15 protein-coding genes are annotated in these 15,465 nt (G+C 69.6%); 3 read left to right on the forward strand and 12 right to left on the reverse strand.

Annotated features, from left to right (window positions below):
* Positions 1-1,740 (forward strand): IlvD/Edd family dehydratase, encoded by a 1,740-nt coding sequence (locus KV106_RS36050; RefSeq protein ID WP_261216627.1) that lies wholly within the window; start codon positions 1-3, stop codon positions 1,738-1,740.
* Positions 1,741-1,923: 183 nt separating this feature from the next.
* Positions 1,924-2,841, forward strand: a complete 918-nt coding sequence (locus KV106_RS36055) for a dihydrodipicolinate synthase family protein (RefSeq protein ID WP_261216628.1) — start codon at positions 1,924-1,926, stop codon at positions 2,839-2,841.
* A 15-nt stretch (positions 2,842-2,856) separates the two neighbouring features.
* Here the strand turns inward: KV106_RS36055 and KV106_RS36060 are convergent, their stop codons facing one another.
* Complete coding sequence (locus KV106_RS36060; RefSeq protein ID WP_057594601.1) at positions 2,857-3,105, reverse strand: DUF3297 family protein; 249 nt, start codon at positions 3,103-3,105, stop codon at positions 2,857-2,859.
* Between the two features lie 86 nt (positions 3,106-3,191).
* On the opposite strand from KV106_RS36060, the gene KV106_RS36065 reads away from it, so the two are divergent.
* Positions 3,192-4,100, forward strand: coding sequence for a LysR family transcriptional regulator (locus KV106_RS36065; protein ID WP_057594602.1), 909 nt, complete (start codon positions 3,192-3,194; stop codon positions 4,098-4,100).
* Here the strand turns inward: KV106_RS36065 and KV106_RS36070 are convergent.
* The 11 genes from KV106_RS36070 to KV106_RS36120 form a co-directional block, all read right to left on the reverse strand.
* Positions 4,081-5,271: an ABC transporter substrate-binding protein gene (locus tag KV106_RS36070; RefSeq protein ID WP_057594603.1), complete on the reverse strand. Its 1,191-nt coding sequence runs from the start codon at positions 5,269-5,271 to the stop codon at positions 4,081-4,083. The two genes, KV106_RS36065 and KV106_RS36070, sit on opposite strands and share 20 nt — an antisense overlap.
* A gap of 56 nt (positions 5,272-5,327) precedes the next feature.
* Entirely contained in the window at positions 5,328-6,035 is a 708-nt protein-coding gene (locus KV106_RS36075) for an ABC transporter ATP-binding protein (RefSeq protein WP_057594604.1), read from the reverse strand.
* Entirely contained in the window at positions 6,022-6,786 is a 765-nt protein-coding gene (locus tag KV106_RS36080; protein WP_057594605.1) for an ABC transporter ATP-binding protein, read from the reverse strand. The genes KV106_RS36075 and KV106_RS36080 overlap by 14 nt, the downstream gene beginning before the upstream one ends.
* The gene (locus KV106_RS36085; protein WP_057594606.1) at positions 6,779-7,780 is read right to left on the reverse strand and encodes a branched-chain amino acid ABC transporter permease; all 1,002 of its coding nucleotides are present in this window, start codon (positions 7,778-7,780) and stop codon (positions 6,779-6,781) included. The genes KV106_RS36080 and KV106_RS36085 overlap by 8 nt, the downstream gene beginning before the upstream one ends.
* Positions 7,780-8,646, reverse strand: a complete 867-nt coding sequence (locus KV106_RS36090) for a branched-chain amino acid ABC transporter permease (protein ID WP_057594607.1) — start codon at positions 8,644-8,646, stop codon at positions 7,780-7,782. The genes KV106_RS36085 and KV106_RS36090 overlap by 1 nt, the downstream gene beginning before the upstream one ends.
* Positions 8,647-8,893: 247 nt before the next feature.
* A complete protein-coding gene (locus KV106_RS36095; protein ID WP_057594608.1) occupies positions 8,894-9,799 on the reverse strand; it encodes an NAD(P)-dependent oxidoreductase in 906 nt (301 codons plus the stop codon).
* 18 nt (positions 9,800-9,817) lie between these two features.
* Positions 9,818-11,266, reverse strand: coding sequence for an aldehyde dehydrogenase family protein (locus tag KV106_RS36100; RefSeq protein ID WP_093353671.1), 1,449 nt, complete (start codon positions 11,264-11,266; stop codon positions 9,818-9,820).
* A gap of 97 nt (positions 11,267-11,363) precedes the next feature.
* Complete coding sequence (locus KV106_RS36105; RefSeq protein ID WP_261216630.1) at positions 11,364-12,767, reverse strand: amidase; 1,404 nt, start codon at positions 12,765-12,767, stop codon at positions 11,364-11,366.
* Between the two features lie 4 nt (positions 12,768-12,771).
* Entirely contained in the window at positions 12,772-14,265 is a 1,494-nt protein-coding gene (locus KV106_RS36110) for an ABC transporter substrate-binding protein (RefSeq protein ID WP_261216634.1), read from the reverse strand.
* A 36-nt stretch (positions 14,266-14,301) separates the two neighbouring features.
* Positions 14,302-15,114, reverse strand: coding sequence for an ATP-binding cassette domain-containing protein (locus KV106_RS36115; RefSeq protein WP_261216635.1), 813 nt, complete (start codon positions 15,112-15,114; stop codon positions 14,302-14,304).
* Positions 15,111-15,465 (reverse strand): oligopeptide/dipeptide ABC transporter ATP-binding protein (locus KV106_RS36120; RefSeq protein WP_409976596.1); only part of this gene is annotated, 355 nt, incomplete at its 5' end. The genes KV106_RS36120 and KV106_RS36115, both read right to left, overlap by 4 nt.

Consider the following 15,465-nt stretch of genomic DNA (forward strand, 5'->3'; position numbering starts at 1 on the left):
ATGACCCAGAAGAAATTGCGCTCCGCCGAATGGTTCGGCACGGCCGACAAGAACGGCTTCATGTACCGCAGCTGGATGAAGAACCAGGGCATCCCCGACCACGAGTTCGATGGCCGGCCGATCGTCGGCATCTGCAACACCTGGTCGGAACTCACGCCCTGCAACGCCCACTTCCGCAAGATCGCCGAGCACGTCAAGCGCGGCATCTCGGAGGCCGGCGGTTTCCCGGTCGAGTTCCCGGTGTTCTCCAACGGCGAATCGAACCTGCGGCCCACCGCCATGCTCACGCGCAACCTCGCGAGCATGGACGTCGAGGAAGCCATCCGCGGCAACCCGGTCGATGCCGTGGTGCTGCTGACCGGCTGCGACAAGACCACGCCCGCGCTGCTGATGGGCGCCGCGAGCTGCGACATCCCGGCCATCGTGGTCACCGGCGGGCCGATGCTCAACGGCAAGCTCGATGGCCGCAACATCGGCTCGGGCACGGCCGTGTGGCAGCTGCACGAATCGCTCAAGGCCGGCGAGATCGACCTGCACCAGTTCCTCTCGGCCGAAGGCGGCATGTCGCGCTCGGCCGGCACCTGCAACACCATGGGCACGGCCTCCACCATGGCCTGCATGGCCGAGGCGCTGGGCACCTCGCTGCCGCACAACGCGGCCATTCCCGCGGTCGACGCGCGGCGCTACGTGCTGGCGCAGATGTCGGGCATGCGCGCGGTCGAGATGGCGAAGGAGGGCCTGACGCTCTCGAAGGTGCTCACGCGCGAGGCCTTCGAGAATGCCATCCGCGTCAATGCCGCCATCGGCGGATCGACCAATGCCGTGATCCACCTGAAGGCGATCGCGGGGCGCATCGGCGTCGAACTCGAGCTCGAGGACTGGACCCGCATCGGCAGCCACACGCCGACCATCGTCGACCTGATGCCCTCGGGCCGCTTCCTGATGGAGGAGTTCTATTACGCGGGCGGCCTGCCCGCGGTGCTGCGCCGCCTCGGCGAGAACGGCCTGCTGCCGCACCCGGGCGCGCTCACCGTCAACGGCCGCTCGCTGTGGGACAACGTGCGCGACGCGCCCAGCCTCGACGACGAAGTGATCCGCCCGCTCGACAAGCCCCTGATCGCCGACGGCGGCATCCGCATCCTGCGCGGCAACCTCGCGCCGCGCGGCGCCGTGCTCAAGCCCTCGGCGGCCACGCCCGAGCTGCTCAAGCATCGCGGCCGCGCGGTGGTGTTCGAGAACCTCGAGCACTACAAGGAGCGCATCGTCGACGAATCGCTCGAGGTCGACGCCAGCTCCGTCCTCGTGCTGAAGAACTGCGGCCCCAAGGGCTACCCCGGCATGGCCGAGGTCGGCAACATGGGCCTGCCGCCCAAGCTGCTGCGCCAGGGCATCAAGGACATGGTGCGCATCTCCGACGCGCGCATGAGCGGCACCGCCTACGGCACCGTGGTGCTGCACGTCGCGCCCGAGGCGGCCGACGGCGGCCCGCTGGCGGCGGTGCGCGACGGCGACTGGATCGAGCTCGACTGCGATGCCGGCCGGCTGCACCTGGACATCGGCGACGAGGAACTGGCCGCGCGGCTGGCCGCGCTCGGGCCCTCCGACGCGCAGCCCATGAGCACGCGCGGCGGCGGCTACCAGAAGCTCTACGTGAACCACGTGCTGCAGGCCGACGAGGGCTGCGACTTCGATTTCCTGGTCGGTTGCCGTGGGGCGGCCGTGCCGCGCCATTCGCACTGAAATGAAACACCAACAGCCGGACGCAGAGGACGCGAAGATTCCGCAAAGGGCGCGAAAGAGAAATTCAAAATTTTTCTTGTCTTCCTTTTGCGTCCTTCGCGAAGTCTTCGCGTCCTCTGCGTCCGGAAGTCCGCTCCCGTCTTCGGCCGTAGCGCAATGAACAACCGACCTCTTCGACACACCATGACCCCCCGATACCGCGGCATCTTCCCGGTGGTGCCCACCACCTTCGACGAACAGGGCGCGCTCGACCTCGAGAGCCAGAAGCGCTGCGTCGACTTCATGATCGACGCCGGCTCCGACGGCCTGTGCATCCTGGCCAACTTCTCCGAGCAGTTCGTGCTGTCGGACGAGGAGCGCGAGGTGCTCACGCGCACCGTGCTCGAGCACGTGAAGGGCCGCGTGCCGGTGATCGTGACCACCACCCACTACAGCACCCGGGTGTGCGCCGAGCGCAGCCGCCGCGCGCAGGACATGGGCGCCGCGATGCTGATGGTGATGCCGCCTTATCACGGCGCCACCTTCCGCGTGCCCGAGGAGCAGATCTTCGCGTTCTATGCGCGGCTGTCGGACGCCGTGGGCATTCCGATCATGGTGCAGGACGCGCCGGCCAGCGGCACCGTGCTGTCGGCGCCGTTCCTCGCGCGCATGGCGCGCGAGATCGAGCACCTGGCCTATTTCAAGATCGAGACCGCGGGCGCGGCCGCCAAGCTGCGCGAGCTGATCCGCCTGGGCGGCGACGCGGTCGAGGGCCCGTGGGACGGCGAGGAGGCGATCACGCTGATGCCCGACCTCGATGCCGGCGCCACCGGCTCGATGACCGGCGGCGGTTATCCCGACGGCCTGCGCCCGATCCTGGTGGCGCACCGCGAGGGCCGGCGCGAGGAGGCCTTCGCGCGCTACCAGCAGTGGCTGCCGCTGATCAACTACGAGAACCGCCAGGCCGGCCTGCTGGCCTGCAAGGCGCTGATGAAGGAGGGCGGCGTCATCGCCTGCGAGGCGCCGCGGCATCCGCTGCCGGCGCTGCATCCCGACACGCGCGCGGGACTGATCGAGACCGCGCGGCGGCTCGATCCGCTGGTGTTGCGCTGGGGGCGCTGAAGAACTACTGCCGCGTCAGCGGTAGTAGACCTCGACCGTGCCCTTGAGCTTGAGCAGCAGCGGATGGCCCTTGCGGTCCACCGTCTTGCCGGCCGGCACCTTGATCCAGCCTTCGCTGATGCAGTACTCCTCGACGTCGAGGCGTTCCTTGCCGTTGAAGCGGATGCCGATCTCGTGCTCGAAGGCCGTGGGCAGGTGGAAGGGGCTGCGCGCGTCGGTCGAGAGGCGGTCGGGCAGGGGCGGGCGTTCGGTGGCGTCGGTCATGGCAAGGATTGTCGGTCGAAGGGGCCGGCCGCGGCAGTGGGCGCGCGGCGGCGTGCAATGATAGTGGCCGACCGACCCCCGCCCCCATGAGACCCGACCTGGATTCCCTTGCGCTGTTCCTGCGCGCCGTCGAATGCGGCAGCCTCTCGAAGGCCGCCGCCGAGAGCCACATGGTGCTGTCGGCCGCGAGCCGCCGCATCGCGATGCTCGAGAGCCAGTTCGGCGTGACCCTGTTCCAGCGCAGCTCGCGCGGCGTGACCGTGACGGGCGCGGGCGAATCGCTCGCGGTACATGCGCGGCTGATCCTGCGCGACGTCGACCGCATGCGCGCCGACCTCTCCGACTACGCGCAGGGCGCCACCGGCCGCGTGCGGCTGCAGGCCAATGCCTCGGCGATGGGGCAGTTCCTGCCCGATGACGTGGCGAGCTTCCGGCGCGCCTATCCCGAGATCCGCGTCGACGTGGAGGAGCACCGCAGCGTGTGGATCGTGCAGGCGATCCGCGAGCGCCAGGCCGACGTCGGCGTGATCACCGGCGAGACCTCGGACGCCAGCCTCAACTTCATCCCCTACCGCATGGACCGGCTGGTGGCCGTGGTGCACCGGCGGCATCCGCACCGCGGCCGCGAGGTCTCGTTCGAGCAGCTGCTCGACTTCGACTTCGTCGGCCTCGAGAGCGACTCCGCGATCGCGCGCACCATCGAGGACGCCGCCGCGCTGGCGCGCAAGGTGCTGCGGCTGCGCGTGCAGGTCAAGAGCTTCGAGGCCGTGTGCCGGATGATCGAGGCCGGCATGGGCGTGGGCATCCTGCCCGAGGGCGCGGCCGCCACCTATCGCAAGGAGATGGGGCTGCGCTTCCTGAACCTCACCGACGCCTGGGCCTCGCGCCGCATGTACATCTGCACGCGGCAGGAGACGCTGGGCTTTCCGCAGCGCCGGCTGGTGGACCACCTGCTGGCGCGCAGCGTCGCGCCCGTCACTTCATCAGGTCGCTGAGGTTCACCGGCTTGATCTTGCCGCCTTCCACCGTGGCCACCAGCGGGTCGACGATGGTGCCGCCCACGCTGTCCACGCCCTTGAAGCTGCCGGCATTGATCTTCTCGGGCAGCGCCTTGAGCGCATCGCCGAGCTTGGCGCGGATCGCCGCCGCGTCGCTGGTGGTGCCCGCGAGCTTCATCGCGCCGGCCAGCGCGTGCACCAGCGTGTAGTTGTAGGAAGACTCGGTGGTCGCGTCCTTGTCGGCGCCGTAGGCCTTGCGGTAGGCCTCGGCGAAACTCTTCGGGCCCACGCGCTCGTCGTAGGCCACCGGCAGCACGCCGATCGAGCCCTCGAGCGCGCCGAGGCCGCCCGTGACCTTGGCCATCTCGTCGAACTTGGCCTGGTCCATCACCAGGAAGCCGCCCTTGAAGCCGAGCTCGCGCGCCTGCTTGGCCACCAGCGCGGTGGGCTCCGAGGGGCCGCCGACGAACAGCACGTCGGGCTTCTCGGCCAGCACGCGGCTCACGCCGCTGTAGAAGTCGGCCGAGCGGTTGTAGGACATGGGGTTGTTCGAGGCGATGGTGCCGCCGGCCTTCTCCCAGGCCGGGCCGAACAGCTGGCTCCAGTTCTTCGCGTACTCGTGGTCGCCCGGCAGCATGCCGACGCGCTTGCCGAACTTCTTCATCTCGTAGCGCGTGAAGGGCTCGATGTAGGAGTTGAAGGTCGGCGGGATGCGGATGGTGAGCTTGTTGCCGGTCTCGGTGATCTTCGGCGTGCTCGAGTACGCCATCACGATGAACTTCTCCTGCTCGTTGAAGGCCTGCATCGCGTAGATGCCGCCCGAGTGCGGCACGAACACCGCCGGCGCCTGGTGCTGCTGCACCAGCCGGCGCGCGTTGATGGCGGCATCGGCCGGCGAGTACTTGTCGTCGAGCGCGACCAGCTCGAACTTGTACTTCTTGCCGCCGACCTCGAGGCCCGCGGCATTCACTTCCTTGATCGCCATCTCCATGCCGTTGACCACGTTCTTGCCGTAGAGCGCGGCGCCGCCGCTCAGCGGGCCCGTGAAGCCGATCTTCACCGTGTCCTGCGCGAAGGCGGTGCCGGCACCGAAGGCGGCGGCCAGCGCTGCGGCCACGGGCAGCGCGGCAAGGCGGCGGCGGGTGCGAAGGGGCGTGGTGGATGTCATGGCGTTGTCTCCTGTAGTTGGGGGGCGAGGAAAAAAGCGGGGGACCGGCGCGCGGCTCAGGCGCCGATGTAGGCGGCGCGCACCGCCTCGTTGTGCAGCAGCGATTCGCGATCGCCCTCGAGCGCGATGCGGCCGCGCTCGATGACGTAGGCGCGGTGCGCGATGGCCAGCGCCGAGTAGGCGTTCTGCTCGGCCAGCAGCACCGTGGTGCCCTGCTGGTTGATGCGCTGGATCACCTCGAACACCTGCTTCACGATCAGTGGCGCCAGGCCCAGCGAGGGCTCGTCGAGCAGCAGAACCCTGGGCCGCCCGAGCATCGCGCGGCCGATCGCCACCATCTGCTGCTGGCCGCCCGACAGCGACCCCGCGGGATCGTTCTGCTTGGCCGCGAGGATCGGGAACAGCGAGAACACCTCGTCGAGCGAGCGCTGGATGCCGGCCTTGTCGCCGCGGTGCACGTAGGCGCCCAGCGTGAGGTTCTTGCGCACCGTCATCATCGGGAACAGCTTGCGGCCCTCGGGGCAGTGCACCAGGCCCGAGGCCACGATCTGCGCCGGGCGCTGGCCCGTGATGTCGCCGTCGCCCAGGCGGATGCGGCCCGCGCTCGGGCGGCGGATGCCGCTGGCGGCCATGAAGATCGAGGTCTTGCCCGCGCCGTTGGCGCCCAGCAGCACCACCAGCTCGCCCGGGTCGGCATGCAGGCTCACGCCGCTGAGCGCGCGGAAGCTCCCGTAGTGGAGGTCGACGCCCTCAAACCGCAGCATGGTCGGTCCCCAGGTAGGCCTCGATCACCTGCGGATCGCGGCGGATCTCGGCGGGCGTGCCCTCGGCGATCTTGGCGCCGTTGTTGAGCACGACGATCTTGTCGGCCAGCTGCATGATCATGTCCATCTTGTGCTCGATCAGGCACACGGTCTTGCCGTGCGCCACCAGCTTGCGGATCAGCGCCGCCAGGCCCACGGTCTCCTCGGGGTTCACGCCGCCCGCGGGTTCGTCGAGCAGCAGCAGCTGCGGGTCGGTCGCCAGCGCGAGCGCGAAGGCCACGCGCTTGCGCTCCTCCTGCGTGATGTCGGCCGCGATGCGGTGGGCGATGTGCGAGAGGCCCACGAAGTCCAGCGCCTCCTGCGCCTTGTCGCGGCACAGCTTCTCTTCCTCGCGCAGGCGGCGGCTGCCGATCAGCACGTCCCACAGGCCCGAGTGCGTGCGCAGCCGGTGGCCCACGATCAGGTTGTCGAGCACGGTGGCGTTGTCGAACAGGTGCGTGGTCTGGAAGGTGCGCGCGATGCCCAGCCGCGCCACGTGGTCGGGGCGCATGCCCGTGACGTCGCGGCCCTCGAAGGCGATGCGGCCCGCGCTCGGCTTGTGCGTGCCCGCCACCAGGTTGAAGAAGGTGGTCTTGCCGGCGCCGTTGGGGCCGATGATGGCGCTGATCTGGCCGCGCTCGAAGCGCGTGCTCACGCTGTCGACCGCGGTCAGGCCGAAGAACTGCTTGGTGAGGCCCTCGATCTCAAGCATGGCGCCGCACCTCCTGCACGGTGGCGGCGGAAGCCGCGGCCCGCCGCGCGTCCGCCTTGCGCGCGCGGCGCTTGAGCCATGTGCCGACGATGCCGTCGGGCAGGAAGATGATCAGCGCGATCAGCACCGGGCCGAACACCACCATGCGGTAGTCCTGCAGGAACTGCAGGCTCTGCGTGAGGCCGGTGACCAGGAAGGTGCCGACCAGCGGGCCGAGCAGGGTGCCGATGCCGCCCACCAGCACGAACATCACGAGGTCGAAGGTCACGGCCTCGCTCGCCAGGTCGGGGCCGAGGAAGCGCACCTGGCCCGCGTAGAGCGCGCCCGCGAAGCCGGCGTAGATCACCGACAGCACGAAGGACAGCGTCTTGGTGCGCATCAGGTCGGTGCCCAGCGCCTCGGCCAGCTCGTCGCTGTTGCGCACCGCCATGAAGCTGCGGCCCAGCAGCGAGCGCACGATGCGCGCCATGACCCAGATGCCCAGCGCGAGGAAGGCCAGCACCAGGTAGTACTGCGACAGCGGCGTGCCGAACTGCAGCGGCCCGATGCCGGTGGGCGAGGGGATGCCCATGATGCCCACCGGACCGTGCGTGAGGCTCTCCCACTTCTCGATCAGCAGGAACATGATGTAGCTCACGCACAGCGTGAAGATCGAGAAGTAGTGGCCCTTCAGGCGCAGCGACAGGATGCCGATGAAGAAGCCCAGCACGCCGGTCACCACGCCCGCGAGCGCGAAGGCGATCCAGAACGGCACCTGGTGGTCGACCGTGAGGATGCCCACCGTGTAGGCGCCCACGGCCATGAAGGCGCCGTGCGCGAGGTTGAACTGGCCCGTGTAGCCGGTGATCAGGTTCAGGCCCAGCGCGGCGATGGCCATGATGAAGGCCTGCGTCGCCACCGAGATCAGGTAGTTGTTGGGCGCGAACAGCGGAAAGGCCAGCGCGATCAGCGCGAGCACGGCCCAGCCGGCCTTGCCTTGCAGCAGCGATCCCATCAGCGTGCTCCCTTCGGCGTGAACAGGCCCTGCGGGCGCAGCGACAGGATCACCACCAGCAGCACGAAGGCGATGATGTCCTTGTAGTCGGTCGAGAAGTAGAAGCCGCCGAAGCTCTCGGCCATGCCGATGATCAAGCCCCCGACGATGGCGCCCGGGAAGCTGCCCATGCCGCCGAGGATGATGATCACGAAGGCCTTGGTGATCACCAGGTTGCCCATGCTCGGGTAGACCAGGTTGATCGGCGCATAGAGCACCGCGGCCACCGCCGCCAGCGCGCCCGAGATCGCGAACACCAGCAGCGTGACGCGCGTGGCGTCGATGCCCACCAGCGCCGCGCCGTCGCGGTTCTGCGCCATCGCGATGATGGTCGAGCCCAGCACCGTGTGGTTGAGGAACAGGTGCAGCAGCACCATCAACCCGAAAGCGCCCGCGATGATCAGGAGGCGCTGCAGCGGCGCCGTGAGCCCGAACACCTCGACGATCTGGCCGTAGGGCGTGGGCATGCGGTGGAAGTCGGCGCCGAAGATGGCCTGCGCGCCGGCCTCGATGAACAGCAGGATGCCGATGGCGGCGATCATGTCGTGCAGCTCGGGCGCGTTGCGCAGCGGATGGAACACCAGCCGCTCGGCCAGCATCGCGATCACCGCGACCACCACCGCCGCGCCGGCCATCGCGAGCCAGTAGTTGAGGCCCAGCCGGGCCATCAGGTAGTAGCCCGCGAAGGCCCCGGCCATGTAGAAGGCGCCGTGCGCGAAGTTCGGCACGTGCAGGATGCCGTAGACCAGCGTGAGGCCCAGGGCCACCAGGCTGTAGACGCCGCCCACGGTCAGGCCGTTGAGCAGTTGCTGAAAGAACAGTTCCACGTCGATCCTCGCAGTTGCCGCAACGGCATTCACCCGCGCACCGGCTCTGGAGGTCGGTGTCGTCGGGTCCAGCGGGGGATTGTGGAAGCGCGGTGTGGCCGCGTCGACTGAGGTTTGCCCGAACTTGCCTTGTCGCTTCAGCGACTTCGAAAAACGGGTATGGGGTTGCGCGGGGCCCGGCGGTCATGCGGGCGTCGCGCGGATCTGCGCAGGAAACGCCCGCGCGAGGGCGTTCCCGCGCGGGTGCTCAGCGCTTGAGCGCCTCGACCAGGTCCAGCACCATGCGGTCGCCGCCGAAGGTGTCGACGCCGCGCGTGAGCAGCGCGTCGACCGCCTGCGCGATGCCGTGCGCGGCCGCGGACTGCTCGGCCATGTCGTTGTAGTAGCCCAGGTCCTTCTTGGCGTTGGCCATCGAGAACTTGAGCGAATCGGTGCTGCCGGTCAGGAGCTTGGGCTTGACGCGCTCGAGCGCGACGCCGTTGCCGCCGCCCTTGGCGAGCACGTCGACGAAGACATCGGGCTTGACGCCCGCGCGCTCGGCGCAGGCCGCGGCCTCGCACAGCAGCGCCACGGTGCCCAGCGAGACGAAGTTGTGCAGCAGCTTCATCGCATGGCCGGCGCCGATGCCGCCCACGTGCGTGACGTTCTCGGCGAAGGCGCGCAAGAGCGGCAGACAGGAGGCCAGCACCTCGGCGTCGCCGCCCACCAGCAGGTTGAGCCGGCCCTCGGCCGCTTCCTTCGCGGTGCGGGTCATCGGGGCGTCGAGGAAATGGCCACCCCTGGTCTCGACGGCGCGTGCCACGCGCGAGGTGGATTCGGGCACCGCGGTCGAGCAGTCGACCACCACGGTGCCGGGGCGCAGGGCGGAGAGCGCGCCCTTCTCGCCGAGCATCACGGCCTCGACCTGCGGGGTGCCGGTCACGCAGAGGATCAGCACGTCGACCTCGGCCGCGAGCTTCGCCACGTCGGGCGTGGAGGTCGCGCCGGCCGCGAGCAGGGCGTCGATCGGCTGGTTGCCCGGGTGCTCGAGCACCGTGAGCGCATGGCCGTGGCCCACGATGTTCTGCGCGATGCCGCTGCCCATCAGGCCCACGCCCACGAGGCCCACGCGGCGCTTGGGAGCGGCCGCCTTCTCTTGTTCGTTCAATGCCATGGTTCGTTTCCGCCTTGCTTATCCGTGCTTGATCGCGATGGTCTTGAGGGTGGTGAAGCCGAGCAGGGCCTCGAAGCCCTTCTCGCGGCCGAAGCCCGATGACTTCACGCCGCCGAAGGGCAGTTCCACGCCGCCGGCCGCGCCGTAATTGTTGATGAAGACCTGGCCGCAGTGCATCTTGTGCGCCATGCGCAGCTGGCGCGCGCCGTCGCGCGTCCAGATGCCGGCCACCAGGCCGAAGTCGGTGCCGTTGGCCAGGCGCACGGCCTCCGCCTCGTCGGCGAAGGGCGTGAGCGCCAGCACCGGGCCGAAGATCTCGCGCTGCGCGATGTCGCTGTCGCCGGGCACGTCGCGGAACAGCACGGCCTCCTGGTAGAAGCCCTGGGCCGATGCACTGGGCGCCACGCTGCCGCGCGCGGCCACCTTCAGGCCCTGGGCCTCGGCGGTGGCGACCATGTCGCGCACCTGGCGGAACTGCTTCTCGTTGATCAGCGGGCCCATGTCGAGGTCGTCGGCCGGCGGGCCGGCGCGCACGGCCGAGAAGCGCTTCGCGAGCCGCTGCACCACCTCTTCGTAGATCGACTGCTCGACCAGCACCCGGCTGCCCGCCGAGCAGGTCTGGCCGGCGTTCTGGATGATGGCGTTGACCAGCACCGGCTCGGCCGCGTCGAGGTCGGCGTCGGCGAACACGATCTGCGGCGACTTGCCGCCCAGCTCCAGCGTCACGGGGCAGTGGCGCTCGGCGGCCGCCAGGCCCACGCTGCGGCCGGTGACGGTGGAGCCGGTGAAGGAGATGTGGTCGATGCCCGGGTGCGCGCACAGCGCCGCGCCGGCTTCCTTGCCGTAGCCCGTGACCACGTTGAGCGTGCCGGCCGGAAAGCCGACCTCGGCCGCCAGCTCGGCCAGGCGCAGCAGCGAGAGGCTCGCGTCCTCGGCCGGCTTGACCACGCAGGCGTTGCCCGCGGCCAGCGCGGCGCCCACGCTGCGGCCCGCGATCTGCATCGGGTAGTTCCAGGGAATGATGTGGCCGGTCACGCCGTGCGGCACGCGCACGGTGAGCACGGTGTAGCCGCGCTCGTAGGGCAGGGTGTCGCCGTGCAGCTTGTCGCAGGCGCCGGCGTAGTACTCCATGTAGCGCGCGAGCGCGGTGGCGTCGTTGCGCGCCACGCGCAGCGCCTTGCCGGTGTCGCGCGCCTCGAGCTGGGCCAGTTCCTCGTGGTGGGCGAGCACGGCCGCGCCGAGCTTGGCCATCAGCCGGCCGCGCTCGAGCGCGCTCAGTGCGCCCCAGGGGCCGTCGAAGTTCTCGCCGACCGCGCGGCGCGCGGCCTTCACGGCGGCATCGATGTCGCCCGCGGTGCCGCGCGCGAGCTGGCCGAAGCGCTCGCCGTCGCTGGGGTCGATCACGTCGATGGTGGCGTTGCCTTCCGAGGGCACGCGCCGGCCGTCGATGAAGTGGGTGGGGTTCATGGGGGTGTCTCCTTGCGGGCGGCGCCGGCGGGGCGCCGCGAAAAATCGGGGGCGGTGCGCGAGAGGCTCGCGCGCCGCCCAGTGTCGGACAAGCGCTTCAGCCGAGTTCGGGCCAGGGCTTCTGCGGCTCGCGGATCTGCTCGAAGGCGCGGCTGAACTGCAGCACGCCGAGGTCGTCGAAGCGCCGGCCGATGATCTGCAGGCCGATCGGCAGGCCCTCGGCGGAGTAGCCGCAGTTGATCGAGGCCGCCGGCTGCTCCGACATGTTGTAGGGCACGGTGAAGCCGATGTGCTCGAGCGAGCGCAGCGGGTCGTTGGTGGGCGAGGCATGCTCCGCGGGCGCGGGCATGTTGGGCGACACCGGCGAGATCACGAAGTCGAAGCCCACCGTGGCGGCCACCGCCGCGGCGCGCGTGGCGATGAACTGGCTGTAGGCCTCGTAGATGTGCTCGCCCGAGAACCCGGCCGCGCTCTCGGCCCAGGTCAGGATGTAGGGCAGCATCTTCGCGCGCTGCTCGGCGCTCATCGTGCGCAGGTCGCTCAGCGAGCGCATGCGCCAGAAGTGGTCCATGCCCTGCAGCATCTTCGGCGTCATGAAGGGCTGCATCGGCTCGACGTGCGCGCCCGCGTCCTCGATGCGCTTCGCGGCGCGGCGCACCGCCTCGGCGATCTGCGGATCGAGCGGCAGGCCGCAGCCCGCTTCCATCAACAGGCCCACGCGCTTGCCCTTGATGAAATCGGGCTCGACCGCGAAGGCGGCCCAGTCGATCGCGCCGGGCGGCAGCTCGGAGTAGTCGCGCGCGTCGGGCTGGGCCATCGAGGCCATCATCAGCGCCGAGTCCTCCACGGTGCGCGTCATCGGGCCGGCGCAGCGGCCCATGTAGGGCGTGCTCAGCGGAATGCGGCCGAAGCTGGGCTTGAGCGAGTAGATGCCGCACCAGCTCGCGGGCAGGCGCAGCGAGCCGCCGATATCGGTGCCCACGTGCAGCGGGCCGTAGCCGGCCGCGGCCGCCGAGCCGGCGCCGGCGCTCGAGCCGCCGGGCGTGCGCGACAGGTCCCAGGGATTGCGCGACAGATGGTGGAAGGTCGACAGGCCCGAGGACAGCATGCCCACGTCGGGCATGGTGGTCTTGGCCACGAGCACCGTGCCGTCTTCCTTGAGGCGCGCGGCGGGCGGCGAGTCCTGCGCCATCGGCACCAGCGGATAGGCGGCGGTGCCCAGCGGCATCGGGTCGCCCGCGGTCGCGAGGTTGTCCTTGATGGTCACGGGCACGCCGTCCAGCGCGCCGCGCTGCGTGCCGGCCTGCCAGCGCGCCTCGGAGGCGCGCGCCTGCTCGAGCGCGAGCTCGGGGCGGAACAGCCAGGTGGCGCAGAGCTTGGGCTCGAGCGCCTCGATGCGCGCATTGACCGAGCGCGCCACCTCCACCGGCGAGAGTTCGCGGCGGGCATAGGCGGCGCCGAGTTCGGCCGCGCTCAGGTCGTACAGGTTCTTCGTCGTCATCGCATCAGCTCCACGAGATGGCCGCGAGGTCGTTCACCACGATCGGCATGCTGGGCCACAGGCCCTTGACTTCCTTGCGCGCGATGGTCGGGAACACGGCCTGGTAGAGGAAGCCGTTGACCGCGTCGGTCGCCAGCATCTTCTGCGCGTCGCCCAGCAGGTCGGCGCGGCGCTTCTTGTTCTCCTCGTTCTGGATTGCGACGTAGAGGTCGCGGAACTTCTTCGAGTCGTAGCCCCAGTAGTAGTCGGTCTCGGTGTACTTCACGAGGTCGAAGGGCTCGACGTGCGCGACCATCGTGAGGTCGAAGTCGTGCGCGCCGCCGAAGGTGCCGCTGAGCCACTGGGCCCATTCCACGTTCTGGATCTTCACGTTGATGCCGATCTGCGCGAGCTGCGCGGCGATCACCTCGCCGCCCTGGCGCGCATACGACGGCGGCGGCAGCTGCAGGCGCAGCTCGAGCGGCGTCTTCACGCCGGCCTCGGCCAGGAGCTTCTTCGCCTTCTCGACGTCGAAGGGATTCATCGCGGTGGTGTCGACGAAGCCGGGCGCGCCCAGCGCGTAGTGGCTGCCGATGGGCTTGCCGAAGCCGTCGGCCGCGCCCTGCACGATCGCGTTGCGGTCGATCGCCGCCAGGATCGCGCGGCGCACGCGCACGTCGTCGAGCGGCTTCTTGCGGTTGTTGATGGTGAGGATCACCTTGCCGCGCGTGCCGACTTCGATCACCTGGAAGCGGTTGTTGCCCTTGAACTGGCTCACCGAGCGCGTGCCCGCGCGCGGGAAGATGTCGATGTCGCCCGACAGCAGCGCGGCGGTCTGGGCCGCGGTGTCCGACATGAAGCGGAACACGAAGCGTTCGATCTTGGCTTGAGCCGGATCGCGGTAGGAGGTGGACTTGACCAGCGTGCACGAGGCGCCGCGCTGCCAGCCGCCGAGCTTGTAGGGGCCGGTGCCCACGGGCTGCGTGGCATTGGTGTCGGCGCTCTTGGGCTCGACCAGGCAGGCGGTGGACTGGCCCAGCATGAAGGGCAGGTCGGGATTGGGCAGCGTGCTGTTCACGCCCACCGTGTGCTCGTCGAGCACCACGGTGCCGATCTCGCTGAAGAAGCGCTTGTCCTTGTTGGTGCTCTTGGCGTTGCCCGCGCGGTCGAAGGAGAACTTCACCACCGCCGCGTTGAAGGGCTCGCCGTTCTGGAACTTGACGCCGCGCTTGAGCTTGAAGACGAAGGTCTTCATGTCGGGCGAGGAGGTCCAGCTCTCGGCGAGCATCGGGGTCACCGAGCCGTCGGCATTGACCTTGGTCAGCGTCTCGAAGATGTTGTACTGCGTGATCTCGGCGATGGCCGAGGCCGCGCCGGTGGTCGGATCCAGGCCCGGCGGTTCGAGCGGCATGCCGATGGTCAGCGTGTTCTTGCCGGCCTGCGCGCGCGCCTGCGGCAGGAAGACGCCCGGGATGGCCGCGGCCATGGCGGACGTCATGAGGGTGCGACGCTTCAACATACTTCGATAGCTCCTGGAAAAGACAACAGAAAAAAATCAGTGGGCCGGTGCCTGCAGCACCGCGCCGAGCAGCGTTCGCGTGTACGGATGCTGGGCGTTGGCGAAGAGCTCCTGCGGCGTGCCGCGCTCGACGATCTGCCCCTTGAAGACCACGCACACTTCGTCGCACAGGTGGTTGACGACGGCCAGGTCATGGCTGATGAGCAGGTAGCTGATGCCGAACTGCTGCTGCAGGTCCTGCATGAGGTTGAGCACCTGGGCCTGCACGGAGACGTCCAGGGCGCTCACCGGCTCGTCGGCGACGATGAGCTTGGGGCGGGTGATCAGGGCGCGCGCGATCGCGATGCGCTGGCGCTGGCCGCCCGAGAACTCGTGCGGGTACTTGTCGAGGTCGGTGGGGCGCAGGCCCACGGCGGCGAGGGACTCGGCGGCGCGCTCGCGCTGCTCCTTCTTCGAGACCTGGGCCAACGCTTCGAGCGGCTCGGCCACGATGCGCGCGACGGTCTGGCGCGGGTCGAGGGAACCGTAGGGGTCCTGGAAGACCATCTGGAAGTCGCGCCGAGCGGTGCGCAGTTCGTCTCTTGAGAGGGCATGCAACTCGCGCCCTTCGAGCTTCACGCTGCCCGAGGTGGGCTTGTCCAGAGCCATGACGAGCCGTGCGATGGTCGACTTGCCCGACCCGGACTCCCCGACGATCCCCACGCTGCGCCCGGCCTGCACCTCGAAGCTCACGCCATTGAGGGCCTTGACGGTGGGCGGCGGGCCCAGCAGCTTCTCGCGCGGCAGCGCGTAGTGGCGAACGAGGTCGGTGACTTGCAGCAGCGGTGTGTTGGTGGTGGTCGTGCTCATGCCACGGCCTCCGCTTCGATCTCGTCGAGTCGGATGCAGCGCACCGCATGGTCGTCAGGCAGCATCACCGCGGGCGGGCGCGTCGACTGGCAGGCATCGACCGTGTAGCTGCAGCGCCCCGCGAACGGACAGCCAGGAGGCAGGTCCACGAGCTCGGGCACGCTGCCCCGGATGGTCGCCAGCCGCTGCCCCTTCGGCGCGCCGATCACCGGCCGCGCCGCGAACAGCCCCTTGGTGTACGGATGCGCCCGGTTCGCGAAGAGCGCGCGCGTCGGCCCGCTCTCGACCACGCTGCCGCCATACATCACGAGCATGCGCTGCACGCTGTTGGCGATCACGCCCAGGTCGTGC

The sequence above is a fragment of the Variovorax endophyticus genome (genome assembly GCF_025376855.1).
In the GTDB taxonomy this organism is placed as follows: domain Bacteria; phylum Pseudomonadota; class Gammaproteobacteria; order Burkholderiales; family Burkholderiaceae_C; genus Variovorax.